This window comes from Bacillus sp. USDA818B3_A, from assembly GCF_009928415.1.
Lineage (GTDB): Bacteria > Bacillota > Bacilli > Bacillales > Cytobacillaceae > Neobacillus.
This window is the reverse complement of record NZ_JAABNN010000002.1, coordinates 287,786-306,578: the sequence shown is the minus strand read 5'-3', so window position 1 is coordinate 306,578 and position 18,793 is coordinate 287,786. Positions and strand designations below refer to the sequence as shown.

Genomic DNA, 18,793 nt, shown 5'->3' with positions numbered 1-18,793 from the left:
TGACCTTATGAGCACAGTATACTCTGACCTTTTTTGACTTTCAAGTATTTTGTTTAAGGAAATAATTTCTAAACTCGAAAAACTCGTCTTTGTTTGTCCCTTCTCTCATATATTGATGATAAGGGGGAGATGATGTGAAGAAGAATTGGACTCAAGCTTTTCAAATTGCTGCAGTTTATGTAGGAACTGTAGTAGGGGCCGGGTTTGCAACAGGAAAAGAGATCGTTGAGTTTTTTTCAAGATTCGGCTTTTTTGGACTAATCAGTATAGTAATGAGCGGATATCTATTTATCATGTTAGGGTCAAAGATGATGAGGATGGCCGCCTATATAGATGCAAAATCATACCAGGAGTTTAATACGTATTTATTTGGAAAGTGGCCAAGCAGGGTTATTAATATCTTTATGCTTGGTATGCTCCTTGGGGTTAGTGCCGTCATGCTGTCTGGGGCTGGAGCTGTGTTTGAGGAGCAGCTGGGACTGTCGAAAAACCTTGGTGTTTTTTTAACGATTATTCTTTCAATAGCCGTTATGCTAGTTGGTACAAAAGGGCTGTTTGCGGTAAATACATTTGTAGTCCCGTTAATGATTAGTTTCAGTTTAATTCTGATGATTTACTCAGTTCAAATGCCGCATTTTATAGATCAACTATTATATATCCCACATGCTGAAGATGGCTGGAAAAGTGTTGTAGCCCCATTCTCGTACGTGGCATTAAATCTCGGATTGGCTCAAGCCGTTCTTGTGCCAATTGCGGCTGAGGTGAAAGATGATTGGACAATAAAATGGGGAGGGATTCTTGGAGGGGCCGCTTTAACACTAATCTTAGGTGCCAGTCATTTCACCTTAATCATGCTGCCTAATCTAGAAATGTACAATATTCCTATGGCGATCGTAATGAAGAATCTTGCCCCTTTTCTTTATTGGATTTATGTTTTAGTCATTTATGGTGAAATATTTACATCTGTGATTGGGAATGTATTTGGTCTTGACCGGCAGATAAAGCAATACTTTTCCATCCCTACCATCCTATCAGTAACTGCTATTTTTTTTGTTTCCTATCTAATCAGTCTGGTTAACTATGGAACGTTATTATCCTATTTATATCCGTTATTTGGTTATATTTGCATGACCTTTTTTATTTTGCTGTGGATGAAACCTTTTCATCCGGAAGTAAAAAAATAACAGCTGTCAGTCGACAGCTGTTCTCTAATTAAAAGGAAGTATGATAAAAATCATGATATCAAAGATGATATGTGAAACAATCACTAGCGGCATACTTTTCTTCCAATAATACAATAGTCCCCATGCCAAACCAGCGATAAAGGATGCAAACACTAACAGAAAGGAGCCAGAATAGATTGAAACCGAAGAGTAGAGAACGGCTCCTAATAATATGCCCCAAATAAATTTGAGATTCTTTAAGAGACTTTTTTGAATAAATCCCCGCCAGAAAAGTTCTTCACCAGGTGCAGCAACTAAAACCAGGGCAATATAATGCCAAAAAGCTTGTGGCTCATACCAGCGGTACAATTTTTTAACAGACTTCTCAACAGGGAGGTCTAAAAATTGAAACGCATGAAATCCTAACCAAAATAACAAATATAACATCAAACCAGATAAAATTCCCAAGGATATATATTTTCCGAACGATACCTCATCATCCACTTCACCTTGAAGCATGGCAAAAGCAATTAGGATAAGAATGGATCCGGAAAAGATGTACCAAAAGATTGTTTTATCATGAAATGAAAAATATATAAGTCCATGTGCAATAATGAAACCGAGAATAAGCCGGATATCTAGGATGCGTTTATCCATCTTTACAAGCTCCTTTTTACAAAATCATAAAATTTATTTTAACAAAGATGTTTTTTAAAAGGAAATGATTTCTTTAAACATTTTAACCATTTTCGATGATAAGAACTTCTTTAAATGAAAAAAATAAGTAAGAAAGGAGTGAGTGTAATGAGTCAATCAAAAAGTCAGCAAGAAAGGGAATGGACTGTTCGTAAACAGGATCAGAATCCCCATGGTAAAGTGAAATCCTTTAAGCAGCTTTCGGAAAATGCCAAAAAGGGGAAATAAACAATAAAAACTCACCAATTTGGTGAGTTTCAGCAAAAGAGAAATGGCAGCTAACGACTGCCATTTCTTCCAAAATATTACTTAATAAGCGCTTTCTTTTATCACTTTATAATTTTTATGATTAACTACTGTACGCTGATCTAATTCCAGGTCTCGGTAATTATCCATAATAGTTAGATCGACTATAACAGAGTTTTCATTTACCTTTTCAACTATTCCTTGCAGGCCGCCGCGAAATTCAATAATATTACCAACTTCTGCTTTTTTCATTAGCCTCTCTCCTTGTCCTCACAAAACTATTATTATTTAAGTGTTTATATAACAGTTTGCACTATCTTTTACATTTCGTAAAGGTTTTTGTTTGACAATTATGTTAATTGTCACAGAATAATATAATATATGTAGATTGGCATAAAAAAAGAATAGGCTACGCTTACATTCTAAAGAATGAAACGTATTTCTAGTAAAATGAAAAGGAAATAGGTGAGCTGCACATGAATGAAGAACTAATAAATCAAATTTTAAATCAACTTATGACAGGAGAACTGTCTGAGTATTATGTTAAGAATGAAGATTTTATGGAGTTTAGAAGTGTTTTAGTCAAGAGACAAGATTTTAAACATTTCCGTGGGATTGGCCAGCGGGGCGGAGACGTTCTATATCAATATCTAAAAGAACCACGAAGCTGACGTCCTAGTATGAAGGGCCTGCAATAAGGTGTGTGATTAAAATCGTGAGGAGAGGATTAGGTGGAGAAATATATCTTATCTTTAGATCAAGGGACTACGAGTTCGAGGGCAATTCTTTTTAATAAAAAAGGGGAAATCGTTCATACTTCCCAAAAAGAATTTACACAATTTTTTCCTAAACCTGGCTGGGTTGAGCATAATGCAAATGAAATTTGGGGGTCTATTTTGTCCGTCATTGCTGGAGTATTATCCGAATCAGGAATAAAACCGGAACAAATAGCAGGGATTGGGATTACAAATCAGCGTGAAACCACGGTGGTGTGGGATAAAGAAACAGGAGAACCTATCTATCATGCTGTTGTTTGGCAATCGAGGCAAACGAATGCCATTTGTGAACAATTAAAGCAAGAAGGATACAATGATCTTTTTCGTGAAAAAACAGGCTTACTCATTGATCCCTATTTTTCCGGAACAAAGGTTAAGTGGATTTTGGATCATGTCGAGGGGGCCCGTGAGAAAGCTAATCAAGGGAAGTTACTTTTCGGAACGATAGATACTTGGCTGATTTGGAAATTTTCCGGCGGCAGGGCCCATGTAACGGATTACTCGAATGCATCACGGACGTTAATGTTTAACATTTATGATTTAGAATGGGATAAGGAATTATTAACTATTTTAGATGTCCCTGAATCTATGCTCCCGGAAGTTCGGCCTTCATCAGAAGTCTATGCGGAGACGATAGGAAGTCATTTCTTTGGCTGTGAGGTCCCCATCGCCGGTGTTGCAGGGGACCAGCAGGCAGCCCTTTTCGGTCAAGCGTGTTTTGAAACAGGGATGGCGAAAAATACGTATGGCACTGGTTGTTTTATGTTAATGAATACCGGTGAAAAGGCAGTCCGCTCTCGGCACGGTTTATTAACGACCATTGCATGGGGAATGAATGGAAAGGTAGAGTATGCGCTCGAAGGCAGTATTTTCGTTGCAGGTTCCGCCATTCAATGGCTTCGGGATGGACTAAGAATGTTAAAGGATGCAAAAGAAAGTGAAAGGTATGCTGAAACGATTGAATCCACTGAAGGGGTATATGTGGTACCGGCCTTTGTAGGGCTTGGAACTCCTTACTGGGATAGTGAGGTTAGAGGGGCTGTATTTGGTCTGACACGCGGTACTACAAAAGAACACTTTGTCAGGGCGACATTAGAGTCGCTTGCTTATCAAACAAGAGATGTTTTATCTGCAATGGAAGCAGATTCAGGAATTGATTTGAAGACGCTCCGTGTAGACGGAGGAGCAGTCATGAATAATTTTTTAATGAAGTTTCAAAGTAATATCCTAAACGTTCCTGTTGAAAGACCGATTGTTCACGAGACCACCGCATTGGGTGCTGCCTACTTGGCTGGCCTTGCAGTTGGTTTCTGGAAAGATAAAGAGGAGATTGCCAAACAGTGGGCAATCGATAAAAAATTCTCCCCTGAAATGTCTAACGAAAATAGAAATAGCTTATACGAGGGCTGGAAAAAAGCAGTCAATGCCACTATGAGTTTTAAATAATGATAAACATTATTAATTGATTTTATATAACCAATCTGAAAACTGTCATTTTAGACAGTTTTCTTTGTGAAAAATGGGTATTATTATATTAATTAAAAGTTGAAGTCTATTTGAAAACACTCTGTTGATTGGCGCGGAAGGCACGAAGACTCCTGCGGGAGTACGGGGCTGGGGAGACCCCGCAGGTGCAAAGCGCCGAGGAGGCTCCCCGGCACGCCCGCGGAAAGCGAAGTGACTGGAGCGCCAATCAACAGACTTGTTTAAGAGCCATATCCATTTTTATATGTCGTTTTTCGTTGGTTAAGTTATGACAGTTTATGGCGTAATTTGAAAGTATTTGACAGAATTGTGAACGTTTAAAAAATTTGTACGAAGTAGTTGTCTGAAAAAGACGAAAATGGTATTCTATCATGTATGTAATAACCGCTTACCAAAGTGAAAATCCTGTATGATAATTTTTATTTTTGGAAAAATAAGCGAAATGAACTAATTTAATGGCTAGTCGTTTGCGTCTTAGTTGACTAAATGATTAGAAATGTTTATTTTTAATAAGGCAAGTTTTATTCTTACTATTATTTATTAAAGGAGTTTGATTTATCATGGCAGAAAAACAATTTAAAGTAGTTGCAGAAACAGGTATTCACGCTCGTCCAGCAACTTTATTAGTACAAACAGCTAGCAGATTTGATTCAGAAATTACTTTAGAATATAAAGGTAAAACAGTTAACCTAAAATCTATCATGGGCGTTATGTCTCTAGGTGTAGGCCAAGGCGCAGATATTACAATTGCTGCTGAAGGTAACGATGCAAACGATGCATTACAAGCTCTAGAAGATACATTGAAAAAAGAAGGATTGGCTGAATAATGACCTTTTTACAGGGTATTGCTGCATCAAACGGCATTGCAATCGCGAAAGCATACCGACTTGTTGAACCGGATTTATCGTTTGAAAAAAAATCAGTTGAAGATACAACGGCTGAAGTAGAACGATTCCGACAGGCAATGGAAAAATCAAAATCTGAACTTGAAGCGATTCGTGACAAGGCAAATGTAGACCTTGGCGCTGATAAAGCAGCGATTTTTGAAGCGCACCTTCTTGTTCTAGCCGATCCTGAATTAAATGCACCGATTGAAGATAAAATTCAGTCTGAGAAAGTAAATGCTGAATCGGCCTTAAAAGAAACTGCGGATATGTTCGTTATGATGTTTGAACAAATGGATAATGAATATATGAAAGAGCGCGCAGCTGATATTCGTGATGTAACCAAGCGTGTACTAGCCCATTTGTTAAGTGTTCAGCTTGTAAATCCAAGCATGATTGCGGAAGAGGTCATTATTGTGGCAGAGGACTTGACTCCATCTGATACAGCTCAACTAAACCGTAATTTTGTAAAAGGGTTTACGACAAATATTGGCGGACGTACATCCCACTCTGCAATTATGGCACGTTCATTGGAAATCCCAGCTGTAGTTGGTACCAAAACAGCTACTGAGGAGATTAAAAATGGCGACCTTGTTATTGTCGATGGACTTAAAGGGGAAGTACATATTAATCCGACCCCTGAACTAGTTGCCGAATATCGTAAAGTACATGAAGACTATGAAGTTCAAAAAGCAGAATGGGCTAAGCTTGTTAATGAGCCAACCATTTCTGCCGATGGACATCACGTTGAATTAGTTGCCAACATTGGTACACCAAACGACTTAAAAGGTGTTATCAATAATGGCGGTGAGGGCGTTGGCTTATATCGTACAGAATTCCTTTACATGGGACGTGACCAATTCCCAACAGAGGAAGAACAGTTTGAATCCTATAAAGCTGTTCTAGAAGGAATGAAAGGCAAGCCGGTAGTTGTTCGTACATTGGATATTGGCGGAGATAAAGAGCTTCCATATTTAGATCTTCCAAAAGAAATGAACCCATTCTTGGGCTTCCGGGCGATTCGTTTATGTTTAGAAGAACAGGACCTTTTCCGTACGCAGCTTCGTGCATTATTACGTGCGAGCAGCTATGGGAATTTAAAGATCATGTTCCCGATGATTGCTACACTAGATGAGTTCCGTGCTGCAAAGGCATTACTTGAGGAAGAAAAAGCAAAGCTTCTTTCAGAAGGTCAAACTGTAGCTGATAAAATTGAACTTGGAATCATGGTAGAAATTCCTTCTACTGCCGTTCTAGCGGACCAATTTGCTAAAGAAGTAGATTTCTTTAGTATTGGAACAAATGATTTAATTCAATACACAATGGCTGCAGACCGTATGAACCAGCGTGTTTCATACCTTTACCAGCCTTACAGCCCTTCAATCCTTAGATTAGTTAAAATGGTTATTGATGCATCACACGCTGAAGGAAAATGGACAGGGATGTGTGGTGAAATGGCTGGGGATGAGACTGCCATTCCAGTTCTGCTTGGGTTAGGTCTAGATGAATTCTCTATGAGTGCAACTTCTATCTTAAAAGCACGTTCACTTATTAGAAACCTGAATAAGTCTGATATGGAAAAACTGGCACAAGAAGTATTAAATATGCAAACAACGGCTCAAGTTATTGAAGCAGTAAATAATGCTGTAAAATAAAATGTTCCAAGGGGAGACCAACTAGTGATAGTTGGTCTTTTTTATATTTAAGGAGTAAGTAAATAGGACTAAAAGTACATATGCTAACAATTAGATTCAAGTGGAGGTGAATGTTGTTGGAACAAAAACCGGTACATTATGATGGCAGTTCACATCTAGGTCAGGCGGCAGCGGAGGCATTGGTTAATGAACCATTTCAAATGACTGATGAGATGAGACAGAACATAGGTCAAAATCCTTACTCATTTGTTTCAAACGAATAAAGCTAACTTTAAAAAGGAATTTGGCTAAATTGGCAAGTTCCTTTTTGATTAATATCTTCCTGTTTGAATCATACTAAAATGAATTTTAAATTAACATGAAAGGTGAATCAGTATGGCCCAAGTTTTATATATTACTGCACATCCGCATGATGAATCACAGTCCTACAGTATGGCGGTAGGTAAAGCTTTTCTTGAAGAATATAAACAAGTGAATCAGAATGATGAAATCGTTCATATAGACCTATATAAGGAGAATATTCCACATATCGATGCAGATGTTTTCAGCGGCTGGGGTAAGCTTCGGTCCGGACAGGGCTTTGATCAGCTTACAGCAGAGGAACAAGCAAAGGTTGGAAGGTTGAATGAACTGAGCGATCAGTTTGTAGCAGCTGACAAATATGTATTTGTTACACCGCTTTGGAATTTTTCCTTTCCTCCAATTATGAAAGCATACCTTGATTCTGTTGCAGTAGCCGGAAAAACATTCAAATATACGGAAAGTGGGCCTGTGGGTCTCTTGCCGGAAAAGAAAGCTTTACACATCCAAGCACGCGGAGGAATCTATTCGGAGGGCCCTGCTGCTGAATTAGAGATGGGCCATCGCTACTTAGGTGTGATGATGAGTTTCTTTGGTGTACCGTCACTAGAGGGACTATTTGTGGAAGGCCATAATGCTATGCCAGAAAAGGCTCAGGAAATAAAAGAAAATGCAATTGCCAGGGCAAAGGATTTAGCTCATACATTCTAAGTGTAAAAGTTGAAATGAGACAGAAAACTGTCTCATTTTTTCATTCCCTTTCCAAGAGTTCCCTGTTGATTTTCTGTATAATAGAAAATAAATAGTGATAAGGAGGATTGATTAGTTAAATCCATCTAATATTTTCTCATAATTTAACCTTTCTTTACGTTTATTACCAATTAATTATGTCTAAGGTAAACATATAAGGGAGTGTTATGAATGAATGGATTAATCCGAAAAATAGGTATATTTTTTTTAGGGGTCGTATGTATCGGCTTTATTAGTGGATGCAGCTTACTTTATTCGAATGAGTTAATCGTTAACCGTTATGCAGACGCCTTACTCACAAAAAATAATGAACTACAATTCCGGTTTCGGATTAACAATGAAATCCTTGATGGACACCAATTATATAAAGTAAGAGTAACTATTCATGATGACAAACTTGCCGGGGCTATGGGAAAAAGAGAAATTATTTATGGCGAGGAACAAGTTCAAAACGGAGATTATTTAGAAACAGAAGGGACTCGTGAGAAATATATTTTTATGGATCCAATTCCTTTAAAAGAAGACCTGCATATTCAGGAATTGCGAAATATGATTGAGAGAGATCAAGCCGTTTCAATTGAAGTATTTAATGATAAAGAAGTTCTGGGCCGTGCATTTTTAACAAATTTTTCTTCTGAGTTATAAAGATGTTTAAGATTTATTTTAATAGGGGAATCTTAGTATGTGCATAAATTTGGAGATGGAGCACTAAGACCGGACGTTTGACGTTCCGGTCTTACTTACGTGCAATTTTCATGCCTATATTAACTAATAGTGTTAAAATGGAGAGAATTAAAAGATAGGAGGACAGATATTTTGTTAGTACCAGACAATACTGTAATCGGTTTTATTGGAACAGGTGTAATGGGAAAAAGTATGGCAGGGCATTTATTAAAAGCCGGCTACCCGTTAGTTGTTTATTCGAGAACAAAGGAAAAAGCAAATGAATTGTTAGAAAGCGGTGCGGCATGGGCAGAAACCCCAAAAGAAGTCGCTGAAAAGGCCAATTTTATTTTTACTATTGTTGGTTACCCAACAGATGTTGAAGAGATTTATTTGGGTGAGAACGGGTTGATCGCAAATGGTAAACAAGGCAGTTTTTATATTGATATGACTACCTCCTCTCCTTCCCTTGCTATCACTATTCATGAAGAAGCTAAGAAAAAAGGGATTGAGACCGTTGATGCTCCGGTTTCTGGTGGGGATGTAGGCTCCAGGGAAGCAACATTATCCATTATGGCTGGTGGCGATCAAGAAGCATTTGAAGCCGTTAAACCGTTATTTGAAAAGATTGGAAAAAATATTGTATACCAGGGTAAAGCTGGAGCAGGACAGCATACAAAAATGGCTAACCAAATCGCTATCGCTTCCAACATGATTGGGGTTTGCGAAGCGATCATTTATGCAGAGAAAGCAGGTTTAAACCCTGAGATTGTTTTAAAGAGCATATCTACTGGAGCAGCGGGAAGCTGGTCGTTAAGCAACCTTGCTCCGAGAATGCTTAAAGGGAATTTTGAGCCAGGGTTCTACATAAAACATTTCATTAAAGATATGAAAATTGCTTTAGCAGAGGCGGAGAGAATGGATATGACAGTACCTGGCCTATCATTAGCAAAGGCGTTGTATGAGCAGGTTGCAGAAATGGGCGAAGAAGACAGTGGTACCCATGCCCTTTATAAGTATTGGAAAAACTAGCATGATCAGGCCATATTTTGGCTCGAATAAACCCAGCCTGACTTCAAGAAACTAATTCTTGATAGGAGGGATGATCATGGCTAAACGGACCAAAAAAAATGACCCGCAGCAAAAGAATAAAAAGGGGTTTGATTCTGCTGTATTAAACACAGAATTTGCCCATGAAATGGGTTCAGCAGCTACAAATAAGATCCATAAAGATAAAGCGAGAAAAGAAAAAGCCCCGAAAAATAACGGAGAATATAAGGGGCAATAAATAAGATAAAACACCCTCACACAAATTGTGAGGGTGTACTTTTTTGTTTATATCCACTGTTTCAAAAATACTTCCATTTGGTTAAGACCCCGTTCTAAGTTAGTCATTGAACAGGCAAATGATAGCCGAAAGAACCCTTCCCCAAATTCAGAAAATGCGCTTCCGGGAACAACAGCCACTTTTGTCTCCTGAACGAGCTTAAAAGCAAAATCAAAACTATTCAAACCAATGGCTTCCGGAATTTTTACAAAGAAATAAAAGGCACCATCCGGTTTGACCACCTCTAGACCCATTCCTATTAATCGGTTATAAACATATTCTCTTCTCTTGCTATATTCCTCTTTCATTAAGTCTGCATCATTAATGCCGGCCGTTAAAGCCTCATATGCCGCCTTTTGAGCGATGGAATTGGCACAGGATACATTATATTGATGGACCTTTAAAATATGCTTAGCAAGGGATTCAGGCGCAAATAAAAAGCCAATCCTCCAGCCTGTCATCGAGTGTGATTTTGATAACCCGTTAATGACAATCGTTTTTTCCTTAATGAAGCTGGCAATAGATGTGTGTGTTTGGTCAAAGGTAAGCTCACTGTATATTTCATCTGCTAGGATAAAAATATCCTTATCCTTTAAAAAGAAGGCTATTTCCTCTAATTCCTTGCTTGTTAAGCTGACTCCTGTTGGATTAGAAGGATAAGGCAGCACGATACAGCGAGTTTTATCTGTAATAAAGGGTTTCATCGTTTCTAATGTAAATCGGAATTGATTGTTACGAATATCGACATGAACAGGAACGGCTCCCATCATACGGATAATTGGTTCATAGCCGGGATAAATCGGCCCGGGTAATAAAACCTCAGACCCTTCCTCTAAAATCGTCCGAAAGGCAATATCAATAGCTTCGCTTGCTCCCATCGTGACGATCACTTCTGATTCAGGTTTGTAGTGTAAGCCGTATTTTTTATCGACAAACTGACAGGCAGCTTTTCTTAATTCAATCGTACCGGCATTATGTGTATAAGAAGTGAAATCTTCCTCAATTGCACGTATTCCTGCTTGTTTTACATGATCAGGAGTAGGGAAATCCGGCTGACCAATGGTAAAGGAAATTAAATCCTCCATATCTGCGACAAGATTGAAGAATTTTCTAATTCCAGAGATTTCAATGTTTTTTACTCTTTGATTGATTAAATGCTCCATTATGTACATCCTTCCAAACAATAATTATTCTGATTATAGACTATTTAAGAGGGAAGTATCTACAAAAGAGTGTTTTTATTATTCTTTAGGCTGTGTTAAACATGGCTGTTGATTTCCACTCCAGGCACTTCGCTTTCCGTGGGCGTTTCGGTGAGCCTCCTCGGCGCTTACGCCTGCGGGGTCTCACCTGAACCGTACTCCCACAGGAGTCTGCGTGCCTTCCGCTCCAATCAACAGTGGGTTTAAAAATCAACAATTTTCTTTAACACAGCCATTCTTTTAATAAAGTTTGCAAAAAAACGGCAGAGTTTTAGCTCGAAACCGTTTTTTTATGGTTTATATGAAAAATGGTCTTAATATCCATAATCCCAATCAATATCATCTTCATGCCAAAAAACGGGTGAAACTGAACCGAAATCAACTGTTTTGTTATTAATTTTGCAGTTGCAATGTTCACAATCGCACTGATCTTTGATTTCTTCATAAAAGGAATGTTCAACATCTTCAATAAACGTAATATTCCGCTCCTGAAAAAGGATAGCAGTCCCCTTCATTGTAAATGCACCTCTTTAATGGATTATTCTGGTTAATTATTATTTCCGTCATTATTGTAAGTCGGATTTACTTGCTAGTCTATGTGTTTGGTTCGTTGTTCACAAAATTATCAAGAAGATATTACAAAAATAAAAAAACGCTTACAAATGAGAGGCGCTGAAAAGGATTTGTGGACTGTTAGCAATGAAAAAAGTCAGGAAGCTTCCTGACTTTGATTAGGTATTATTAATAGCGTTCGCCTAATTTTTTAAATATAGGTTTCTGGTACGCTCTTTGGTTTTGTCGTGGGGAAGGATTTTGATTTTCTGATTCTCTGATTCCTGTATAGGATTGCAATAGAGCTTTAGCAGCATTAAGAGAGATATGTGCCTTCGGATTCCTAACACTTCCATCTAGTTTCCCTAGATGGGGAAGATCATGAAAATCAGATTTTGAAGGGGGAATATGGAAGGTATATTTTCCACATTCTACAAGTACATCTGATTGCTGCTGGCTGTTCCGAGGATGATCAGAAAAATGGAGACCCACTTTCCTAGCTTTTCCTTCATCAATTAGTTTTTTCAATGATTCTTTTTTCAATTTGTATAAATATTTGGGGTTCGTTGCTGTTTTAGCATGACGATTCACGATAAAGACAGCTTGGGAGAGGTTTTCAATGGTTAGATTTAATTTGTTACGAGGATAACTCTGATCGTGATTCAACATATGGGCTCCTTTCATTCTTTAAAAACATCTATATTATAACTTGTTTTAAGAAAAATAGAAATAAGGTGAAGATAATTTTCCGGCTTTTCGTACAATTCGCTTAAAAAATGTGCGCGTTTCATATTGATTTTAGTGTATAAATGGTGAGTTCTGGTTTAGCCATAAAGCGAAAAGGGAGCCTGGTTGTCCCAATCCCTCTATTAACATAAAGGTTTAAGGGATAGCTGCCTTTAATAGTGTAGAGTCCTTCGGGATACTTTTGGGCAAATGGCGGCATGATGAGGGCACCTAGGAAAGGCAATTTAACTTGTCCACCATGACTGTGTCCGCTGATTTGCCATTGTATAGGATATTGGGCGGCTGATTCTGCTAAATCAGGTGCGTGGGATAACAATATTTTAAAGCTGCTTCTAGGAACATTTTTAAGAGCTAAAGGCAGGTCTGGATTTCCTAACATGGCATCATCAATTCCAATAAGGTAAATCGTGCTCCCATCTTTTCTAATTTTAACTGACATGTTTAATAGGACCTTAAAGTTTGTGGATTCCATAATATTTCTGTATATTTCTGAGCCATAACCACCGTGGTCGTGGTTTCCAAAGATGCAATACTTCCCGAGCGGGGCATGTAAACTTTTTAATATAGAGACTAATTCATTTATTTTCGTATATTTATTTGGTGCATCCATTAAGTCACCAGTAAACAAAATGATGTCGGGTTTTAAATCATTAATTTTATTTACTAATCTTTTGAATTCAGCTAAATTGTATTGGAATCCTATATGAGTATCACTAAATTGTATTACCCTTAATCCTTCAAAACCTTTAGGAATTAAGCTATGTTTCATTTCCAGTTCATTAATTTCCAAGAGCGAGGGCTCGATACGGTTGGCATAAAAATAACCGCCTGAACTTAATCCTAGAACAGCCAAGAACGAACCCATCATCCTTTTTATAAATGTCCTTCTTGTTTGTTTTCTAATCATACCATCTACCATCCTGCCCTTTTTTCTTAGTTAATAACTGTCTATTAAAAAGGTTATTTGTAAGTGTTTATTCAAAAAAAAAGAAATAATGCTAAAAAAGCAGTCGAGGTGACTGCTTTCTACTTATAACTAACAGCACGTGATTGCAATGCTTTCCAAGATCTAATAAATTGTTCCTTATTTACTCTGACTTGTTTTCTCCCAGATAAAGGATCATTTAAGTATACATGGTTGGAATCATATCCGACAAGGACGACAGCGTGCAAATCTAGTGGTGTTCTAATGAATTGCTTTCCGTGATACCAGCTTTCCCAGCGGTCCGGCAGGCGGTAATCTCCGGTGGTCCAGACGACTACAGGATAACCTGCAGACACATGTGACAAGACTCTGTCAAAGGGCTGATTGGTTAAATTTACTGCTCTCCCAGGAAGCTTTTGATTGATTAGGTCGATCATGGGGCCATCAAAGACTGCGTAGCCCGCACGTCTGCCTGTCATATCCCCCACAAAACCATCACTCGGGTTCCCCCAGCGTAATATATCGCCTTTTGCTGACTTAATTAGCGGGTCAGGATCTTTCTGTATTTTTCGGTATAAATCCATCTTATTTGTTTTTACACCTGCATAATTTAGGACCATCGCAAGACTAGTTACCTCACAACCGTATCGCAATTCCGGGTTTTGTTCAATTAAAACTACATTAAGTAATGTAGACTGTTTTCTCGGAGCAGTACTTGCTGAACGCTCTGCTTTCTTCTGACCTTCAACATTATTTACCTGGGCTTTCAATTCATTTATTGAATAAGATTGCCTATTTATCTGCTCAGGTGCTGCAGCTTTATTATTATTATTTTTAACAACGGTCGTGGAATTAGTTGTTTTATTTTTTTCAGTTACAGCTTTGTTAGAAACCTCATTAGAGTGACTGCAGCCTATCATTGCCAACATAGATGTTAATAAGCATAGGGTTTTCATTAAACAACCTCCTTTCTGGAAGCCCCGAGTTTAGGTTATGATTGTATCATCGGTACTATAATGGTATCCTTTTGGAAAAGAACGAGTTAAGGAATCTAAACGTATCGTATAATGAGAAAAATTATTTGGAGGAACTCAGGATGGATGCATTGGAAATATTATCGGACCTTGAAAATGTCTATCCTCATTTTCAACCGATATTTAATGCGGATGAACAACGTGTCATTGCTTATGAAGTTTTGGGGAGATATCAATCAAAGGGAAATGTCATCAGCTTAGGACCATTTTTTCACGATGATCAGATCCCTGATGAATATAAATTTGAAGTGGATTTATTGGTGGTTAAAAAGGCCCTCGAAAAGGCGTTGGAACTTGACGAGGATATCTTACTATTTTTAAACAGAAATGCAGAGTTACTGATGTACGGACATGGGGAACCATTTTTGCAGGAACTGTTAGAGTTTGAGAAAAAGGGGTTGAGTTTAAAGCGAATTATCTTGGAAATTTCCGATCGGAAATATCAAGGAGATTTAGACCAATTTGACCATCTTCTTCAATATTACAGGACATATGGTATAAAAATAGCGATTGCTAGTATTGGTGATGAAAGTCACTACTTTGAACGGATTGGACAGCTCGAACCTGATATTTTGAAAATTAACTTGCAGGCACTTAAGTCAAGCGCGATTGGTGTGAATTTTAATGATGTATTGTTCTCTTTATCGCTGTTAGCAAGGAAAATAGGGGCTGTTCTTCTATTTGAAAATATAGAAATGAGTTATCAGCTTCAGTTTGCCTGGAAAAATGGGGGGCATTATTATCAAGGTTTTTATTTACATCCGCCCGCTGAGGGATTTATTCATCGTGATCTTCTCAAGTATCGCTTAAAGGAGAAATTTCATGATTTTATTACTTACGAAAAGCGGAAATTAGAAGCTGTTTTTACCACCGCCGGATATTTTCAAACAATGGTACAGGAAATAGTTAATAAAAACAAAAAGTCAGGGTATGAAGCTTTATTCCAAGCATTGATTAGAGAAATGGATGAAATTGCTTTTCGAATGTATGTATGTGATGAGGATGGATTTCAGAAATCAGTTAATATCTTTAAGGGTGAAAATGGCTGGGCCACTCAATCCGTATACTTAAATAAAAATTGGAGCTGGCGCCCCTATTTCTTGGAAAATATCGTTAAAATGCGGCATGAACAAAAAGGGAGACTATCGGATGTATATTGCGACATTGAAACAGGGGAAACCATACGGACTTTTTCCTATCCGATGAACGACAGCGAGTATTTATTTATTGATATCTCCTATCGATACTTATTTGAACATGACGACTTGTTGTAACAGGTAGATGGTATAGAATCATCCATGGAGTGGAAATTTAATGTTAACTTTGAGTAAAAGGAGTTTTTGTTCATGAATCTCTTTGTTAATATTCTTTCCATTGTGATTATCGCCGTACTGGCATTTTCCCTCCTATATACTTTTTCCGTTGCCAGGCAGCATAAGGCTGTAGAAGGGAACTTAGATGCTAAAATTTCTAAACATGTTCAAAAGAATGTTTATTCCAAGAATCCGATTTTTCTGGCATATGGAATCTTTTTTGCTTTACTTTTGTTTATTATTCTCTTTTTTGCTATTAACTTTTATTAAGAGGTCTCTTCCAAAGGGACCTATTTTTCTTTAAATGTTAAAAAAATCATTATTTCTTTATTTTTACTTGGACAAATGGAGTATGTTAATTTATTCTTTTAATATTGGCATAAAATTTAGACTGTCAAAATTTGAAATCTTTGAATTAGGATAGAAAGATGTCAAATGAGAAACATAACTGTAAACAGTTTGTTGTGTGTTAAAAGGAGGATATTTCAATGTCACAGCTACAAGGTATCTTAACAAGATTAAAAAACCTTCAGGAACAATCTACAAGCGGGGAGCCTGCCCAACGTTACTTTGAAGTGAATGGTGAAAGAAAATGTCAGGTAACATTTCATCCAAAGACGGAAACATTTGAGTTAGAAATATATAATGAAAAGGAAAAGCCAAAAAGATATCAGTTTGATAACATCGATATGATTACGATTGAAATCTTTGATCTTATTCAGTAGGGACCACTTGTGGTTCCTTTTTTTCTATGGAAAACGGTTTATAAATTACCACGGACCCCTGAAAACTGTGATAGAATAAGTCTGTAGAATAACATTCATTGAGGAGTTTTCGACGTATGATTAGTCTTCCGAGCGGGGAATTTTTAGAATTAACGATTAAACAATTAATGGTACCTTCCGAGCGAGTTGCCCATGTGCAAATTGGAAACAGCCTTGAACATGCCTTATTGGTCTTAACAAAGAGTGGGTATACTGCTATACCGGTACTTGATCCACATTATAAGCTGCACGGGCTCATAAGTACCCCCATCATAATGGATTCGATATTAGGACTTGAGCGGATAGAATTTGAACAGTTAGAAAATAAACGGGTGGAAGAAGTAATGAAAAAATCTATTCCACGGGTAAGACTATCTGCCTCCATTAGTCAGTGTCTAGACTTATTGATAAACCATCCATTCCTTTGTGTTGAAAATGAAGATGGCTTCTTTGAAGGAATCCTGCCAAGAAGTACAGTCTTAGATCAACTAAATAAAGTAATGAAGAGATTTAAAAAATAGCCGCCAGTGATTACTTCAAGGGCACTAAAAAAAGTCCTGTTTACTAATTTAGCCATGTAAAAGACCATCTGTTGATTGGAGCGGAAGGCACGAAGACTCCTGCGGGAGTACGGGGCAGGGGAGACCCCGCAGGCGCTTTCAGCGTCGAGGAGGCTCCTCGGCACGCCCGCGGAAAGCGCAGTGCCTGGAGCGGAAATCAACAGCCAAGTTTATTGCGCAACTTAAATAAAAGTGACTTTTTCAGTGCCCTTTTTGCTCCCACTTGGGGGCTCTATTTTTTTACAAATTGAGGTGTGTAATGAGTATTGATACCGATGCGTTTGGCACTTCCAAAAGAAAACAAACCAAAAAGCCGCTAGTACTAATTTCTGTGATGCTGGCTATGTTTATGGGGGCGATCGAGGCAACCATTGTTTCTACAGCCATGCCCGCCATTGTTGCCGATTTGGGTGGATTCACTCTTTATAGCTGGGTTTTTTCTGCCTACCTTCTAATGAACTCAGTGACAGTCCTTATCTATGGAAAACTCTCCGATTTATTTGGCAGGAAACCAATTCTAACCATTGGTATTATCATCTTCCTAATCGGTTCTATTTTGTGTGGCTTCGCTTGGTCAATGAAATCATTGATTATTTTCCGGTTGATTCAAGGTTTTGGGGCAGGAGCGGTTACCCCGATTGCAACAACGATTGTAGGGGACATTTATACTACAGAGGAAAGGGCTAAAATTCAGGGATATCTATCAAGTGTATGGGGGATATCAGCTGTTACCGGTCCTGCTGTCGGTGGTTTACTTGTTCAATATGTCAGCTGGCATTATGTGTTTTGGATTAATATTCCACTCGGGATTTTATCTTTAGCAGGTCTATGGCTGTTCCTGCATGAAGGAGTGTCAAAGAAAAAACATGAAATCGATTATTTGGGTGCTGCATTATTAACGCTCACCATTTCTACGCTTATGTTTCTCCTTGTCGAAGGGGGAAGCTGGGGGTCATTCATGCGTATTTCTCTAGTCGCCGTATCCGCTGTTGCTTTAATAGCGTTTGTGTTTCAAGAGAAAAGAGCTGCTGAACCTGTCATGCCTTTCTCGATTTGGAAGGAGAGATCCATCTTTATCGCAAATATATCATCCTTAACTTCGGGGATTATCCTAATAGGGATATCTAGTTTCCTGCCTACCTTTGTTCAAGGTGTTATGGAACAAACACCGATTATCGCGGGCTTTACCTTGACAACCATGTCCATTGGCTGGCCGATTGCTTCTACCCTCTCAGGGCGGATGCTGGTTAGTATCGGTTATCGGAATACCTCGATTATTGGTGGCGTGTTATTGGTAATAGGCAGCATGACTTTCGTAACGATGTCTGCATCTTCAGGGCCAATTTGGGCAGCTTTCGGCTCCTTCTTAGTTGGTGCTGGAATGGGATTTACTTCAACCGCCTTTATCGTGTCGATCCAAAGTACAGTAGAGTGGCAGCAAAGAGGAATTGCGACCGCTGCCAATATGTTTATGAGGAACTTAGGCAATACCATTGGTGCAGCCTTACTGGGAGGTATTCTAAATAACAGAATGCTTCATTTTTTCAAGGAACATAACATGTCTTTAACAGTTGATGATGCCAATAAGCTTTTAAAAGTCGAGGAACGGAATCAATTGACGGGATCTATTAAGAGTATATTGCAGGATGGGCTTACGTTCTCATTACATTCGGTTTATTATGTTGTCTTAACTTTTGCTGTAATCAGTTTTTTACTTATATTATTTATTCCCAAAAGGAAATTGTAGGACT

At 38.2% G+C, this 18,793-nt stretch carries 23 protein-coding genes; 16 read left to right on the top strand and 7 right to left on the bottom strand.

Annotation, left to right across the window (positions count from 1 at the left end):
• Positions 1-134 precede the first annotated feature (134 nt).
• Positions 135-1,184 carry a YkvI family membrane protein gene (locus GXK58_RS04660; RefSeq protein WP_160720332.1) on the top strand — a complete coding sequence of 350 codons (1,050 nt, stop codon included), beginning with the start codon at positions 135-137 and terminating at the stop codon, positions 1,182-1,184.
• Between the two features lie 24 nt (positions 1,185-1,208).
• Here the strand turns inward: GXK58_RS04660 and GXK58_RS04655 are convergent, their stop codons facing one another.
• Positions 1,209-1,820, bottom strand: a complete 612-nt coding sequence (locus GXK58_RS04655; protein WP_160720330.1) for a CPBP family intramembrane glutamic endopeptidase — start codon at positions 1,818-1,820, stop codon at positions 1,209-1,211.
• Between the two features lie 147 nt (positions 1,821-1,967).
• Here GXK58_RS04655 and GXK58_RS27200 point away from each other — a divergent pair, with 147 nt between their 5' ends.
• Complete coding sequence (locus GXK58_RS27200; RefSeq protein ID WP_237389565.1) at positions 1,968-2,087, top strand: DUF6254 family protein; 120 nt, start codon at positions 1,968-1,970, stop codon at positions 2,085-2,087.
• An 81-nt stretch (positions 2,088-2,168) separates the two neighbouring features.
• Here GXK58_RS27200 and GXK58_RS04650 read toward each other — a convergent pair whose 3' ends face one another.
• Positions 2,169-2,357, bottom strand: coding sequence for a YkvS family protein (locus GXK58_RS04650; RefSeq protein WP_160720328.1), 189 nt, complete (start codon positions 2,355-2,357; stop codon positions 2,169-2,171).
• Between the two features lie 224 nt (positions 2,358-2,581).
• On the opposite strand from GXK58_RS04650, the gene GXK58_RS04645 reads away from it, so the two are divergent.
• The 9 genes from GXK58_RS04645 (at position 2,582) to GXK58_RS04610 (ending at position 9,906) form a co-directional block, all read left to right on the top strand.
• Positions 2,582-2,776: a hypothetical protein gene (locus GXK58_RS04645; RefSeq protein WP_160720326.1), complete on the top strand. Its 195-nt coding sequence runs from the start codon at positions 2,582-2,584 to the stop codon at positions 2,774-2,776.
• A 60-nt stretch (positions 2,777-2,836) separates the two neighbouring features.
• A complete protein-coding gene (glpK, locus tag GXK58_RS04640; protein WP_160720324.1) occupies positions 2,837-4,327 on the top strand; it encodes a glycerol kinase GlpK in 1,491 nt (496 codons plus the stop codon).
• 599 nt (positions 4,328-4,926) lie between these two features.
• Positions 4,927-5,193, top strand: coding sequence for a phosphocarrier protein HPr (locus GXK58_RS04635; RefSeq protein WP_160720322.1), 267 nt, complete (start codon positions 4,927-4,929; stop codon positions 5,191-5,193).
• A complete protein-coding gene (gene ptsP / locus GXK58_RS04630) occupies positions 5,193-6,905 on the top strand; it encodes a phosphoenolpyruvate--protein phosphotransferase (protein WP_160720320.1) in 1,713 nt (570 codons plus the stop codon). Before GXK58_RS04635 ends, ptsP begins: the two co-directional genes overlap by 1 nt.
• Positions 6,906-7,021: 116 nt before the next feature.
• Positions 7,022-7,168 (top strand): hypothetical protein, encoded by a 147-nt coding sequence (locus GXK58_RS26960; RefSeq protein WP_202171291.1) that lies wholly within the window; start codon positions 7,022-7,024, stop codon positions 7,166-7,168.
• Between the two features lie 112 nt (positions 7,169-7,280).
• Positions 7,281-7,916 carry an FMN-dependent NADH-azoreductase gene (locus GXK58_RS04625; RefSeq protein WP_160720318.1) on the top strand — a complete coding sequence of 212 codons (636 nt, stop codon included), beginning with the start codon at positions 7,281-7,283 and terminating at the stop codon, positions 7,914-7,916.
• A gap of 210 nt (positions 7,917-8,126) precedes the next feature.
• Entirely contained in the window at positions 8,127-8,600 is a 474-nt protein-coding gene (locus GXK58_RS04620; protein WP_160720316.1) for a hypothetical protein, read from the top strand.
• A gap of 171 nt (positions 8,601-8,771) precedes the next feature.
• Positions 8,772-9,650, top strand: a complete 879-nt coding sequence (locus tag GXK58_RS04615; protein WP_160720314.1) for an NAD(P)-dependent oxidoreductase — start codon at positions 8,772-8,774, stop codon at positions 9,648-9,650.
• A gap of 76 nt (positions 9,651-9,726) precedes the next feature.
• Positions 9,727-9,906 carry a hypothetical protein gene (locus GXK58_RS04610; RefSeq protein WP_160720312.1) on the top strand — a complete coding sequence of 60 codons (180 nt, stop codon included), beginning with the start codon at positions 9,727-9,729 and terminating at the stop codon, positions 9,904-9,906.
• A gap of 47 nt (positions 9,907-9,953) precedes the next feature.
• Here the strand turns inward: GXK58_RS04610 and GXK58_RS04605 are convergent, their stop codons facing one another.
• The 5 genes from GXK58_RS04605 to GXK58_RS04585 form a co-directional block, all read right to left on the bottom strand.
• Positions 9,954-11,108, bottom strand: a complete 1,155-nt coding sequence (locus GXK58_RS04605) for an aminotransferase A (RefSeq protein ID WP_160720310.1) — start codon at positions 11,106-11,108, stop codon at positions 9,954-9,956.
• Positions 11,109-11,461: 353 nt separating this feature from the next.
• The gene (locus tag GXK58_RS04600) at positions 11,462-11,662 is read right to left on the bottom strand and encodes a hypothetical protein (protein ID WP_160720308.1); all 201 of its coding nucleotides are present in this window, start codon (positions 11,660-11,662) and stop codon (positions 11,462-11,464) included.
• Between the two features lie 226 nt (positions 11,663-11,888).
• Positions 11,889-12,368 (bottom strand): YkyB family protein, encoded by a 480-nt coding sequence (locus GXK58_RS04595; protein WP_160720306.1) that lies wholly within the window; start codon positions 12,366-12,368, stop codon positions 11,889-11,891.
• A 118-nt stretch (positions 12,369-12,486) separates the two neighbouring features.
• Positions 12,487-13,353, bottom strand: a complete 867-nt coding sequence (locus GXK58_RS04590) for a metallophosphoesterase (protein WP_160720304.1) — start codon at positions 13,351-13,353, stop codon at positions 12,487-12,489.
• A 119-nt stretch (positions 13,354-13,472) separates the two neighbouring features.
• Positions 13,473-14,327: a C39 family peptidase gene (locus tag GXK58_RS04585; protein WP_237389564.1), complete on the bottom strand. Its 855-nt coding sequence runs from the start codon at positions 14,325-14,327 to the stop codon at positions 13,473-13,475.
• 140 nt (positions 14,328-14,467) lie between these two features.
• Between GXK58_RS04585 and GXK58_RS04580 the strand changes: the two genes are divergently transcribed.
• The 5 genes from GXK58_RS04580 to GXK58_RS04560 all read left to right on the top strand — a co-directional run bounded on the left by GXK58_RS04580 (position 14,468) and on the right by GXK58_RS04560 (position 18,789).
• A complete protein-coding gene (locus GXK58_RS04580; RefSeq protein ID WP_160720302.1) occupies positions 14,468-15,679 on the top strand; it encodes an EAL domain-containing protein in 1,212 nt (403 codons plus the stop codon).
• Between the two features lie 72 nt (positions 15,680-15,751).
• Positions 15,752-15,988, top strand: coding sequence for a hypothetical protein (locus tag GXK58_RS04575; RefSeq protein WP_160720300.1), 237 nt, complete (start codon positions 15,752-15,754; stop codon positions 15,986-15,988).
• A 218-nt stretch (positions 15,989-16,206) separates the two neighbouring features.
• Positions 16,207-16,443 carry a YkuJ family protein gene (locus GXK58_RS04570; protein ID WP_098526949.1) on the top strand — a complete coding sequence of 79 codons (237 nt, stop codon included), beginning with the start codon at positions 16,207-16,209 and terminating at the stop codon, positions 16,441-16,443.
• Positions 16,444-16,559: 116 nt separating this feature from the next.
• The gene (gene cbpB, locus GXK58_RS04565) at positions 16,560-17,003 is read left to right on the top strand and encodes a cyclic-di-AMP-binding protein CbpB (protein ID WP_160720298.1); all 444 of its coding nucleotides are present in this window, start codon (positions 16,560-16,562) and stop codon (positions 17,001-17,003) included.
• Between the two features lie 298 nt (positions 17,004-17,301).
• On the top strand, positions 17,302-18,789 hold the full coding sequence (locus tag GXK58_RS04560; protein ID WP_160720296.1) for an MDR family MFS transporter: 1,488 nt from the start codon (positions 17,302-17,304) through the stop codon (positions 18,787-18,789).
• The last annotated feature ends 4 nt before the right edge of the window (positions 18,790-18,793 follow it).

Bases quoted from the DNA above. Each gene is read 5' to 3' on its own strand.
- cbpB (WP_160720298.1), top strand. From the start codon at position 16,560: ATGATTAGTCTTCCGAGCGGGGAATTTTTAGAATTAACGATTAAACAA.
- ptsP (WP_160720320.1), top strand. From the start codon at position 5,193: ATGACCTTTTTACAGGGTATTGCTGCATCAAACGGCATTGCAATCGCG.
- GXK58_RS04605 (WP_160720310.1), bottom strand. From the start codon at position 11,108: ATGGAGCATTTAATCAATCAAAGAGTAAAAAACATTGAAATCTCTGGA.
- GXK58_RS27200 (WP_237389565.1), top strand. From the start codon at position 1,968: ATGAGTCAATCAAAAAGTCAGCAAGAAAGGGAATGGACTGTTCGTAAA.
- GXK58_RS04575 (WP_160720300.1), top strand. From the start codon at position 15,752: ATGAATCTCTTTGTTAATATTCTTTCCATTGTGATTATCGCCGTACTG.
- GXK58_RS04580 (WP_160720302.1), top strand. From the start codon at position 14,468: ATGGATGCATTGGAAATATTATCGGACCTTGAAAATGTCTATCCTCAT.
- GXK58_RS04655 (WP_160720330.1), bottom strand. From the start codon at position 1,820: ATGGATAAACGCATCCTAGATATCCGGCTTATTCTCGGTTTCATTATT.
- GXK58_RS04645 (WP_160720326.1), top strand. From the start codon at position 2,582: ATGAATGAAGAACTAATAAATCAAATTTTAAATCAACTTATGACAGGA.
- GXK58_RS04620 (WP_160720316.1), top strand. From the start codon at position 8,127: ATGAATGGATTAATCCGAAAAATAGGTATATTTTTTTTAGGGGTCGTA.
- GXK58_RS04590 (WP_160720304.1), bottom strand. From the start codon at position 13,353: ATGATTAGAAAACAAACAAGAAGGACATTTATAAAAAGGATGATGGGT.
- GXK58_RS04585 (WP_237389564.1), bottom strand. From the start codon at position 14,327: ATGAAAACCCTATGCTTATTAACATCTATGTTGGCAATGATAGGCTGC.
- GXK58_RS04570 (WP_098526949.1), top strand. From the start codon at position 16,207: ATGTCACAGCTACAAGGTATCTTAACAAGATTAAAAAACCTTCAGGAA.
- GXK58_RS04600 (WP_160720308.1), bottom strand. From the start codon at position 11,662: ATGAAGGGGACTGCTATCCTTTTTCAGGAGCGGAATATTACGTTTATT.
- GXK58_RS04625 (WP_160720318.1), top strand. From the start codon at position 7,281: ATGGCCCAAGTTTTATATATTACTGCACATCCGCATGATGAATCACAG.
- GXK58_RS04595 (WP_160720306.1), bottom strand. From the start codon at position 12,368: ATGTTGAATCACGATCAGAGTTATCCTCGTAACAAATTAAATCTAACC.
- GXK58_RS04560 (WP_160720296.1), top strand. From the start codon at position 17,302: ATGAGTATTGATACCGATGCGTTTGGCACTTCCAAAAGAAAACAAACC.
- GXK58_RS04635 (WP_160720322.1), top strand. From the start codon at position 4,927: ATGGCAGAAAAACAATTTAAAGTAGTTGCAGAAACAGGTATTCACGCT.
- GXK58_RS04650 (WP_160720328.1), bottom strand. From the start codon at position 2,357: ATGAAAAAAGCAGAAGTTGGTAATATTATTGAATTTCGCGGCGGCCTG.
- GXK58_RS04610 (WP_160720312.1), top strand. From the start codon at position 9,727: ATGGCTAAACGGACCAAAAAAAATGACCCGCAGCAAAAGAATAAAAAG.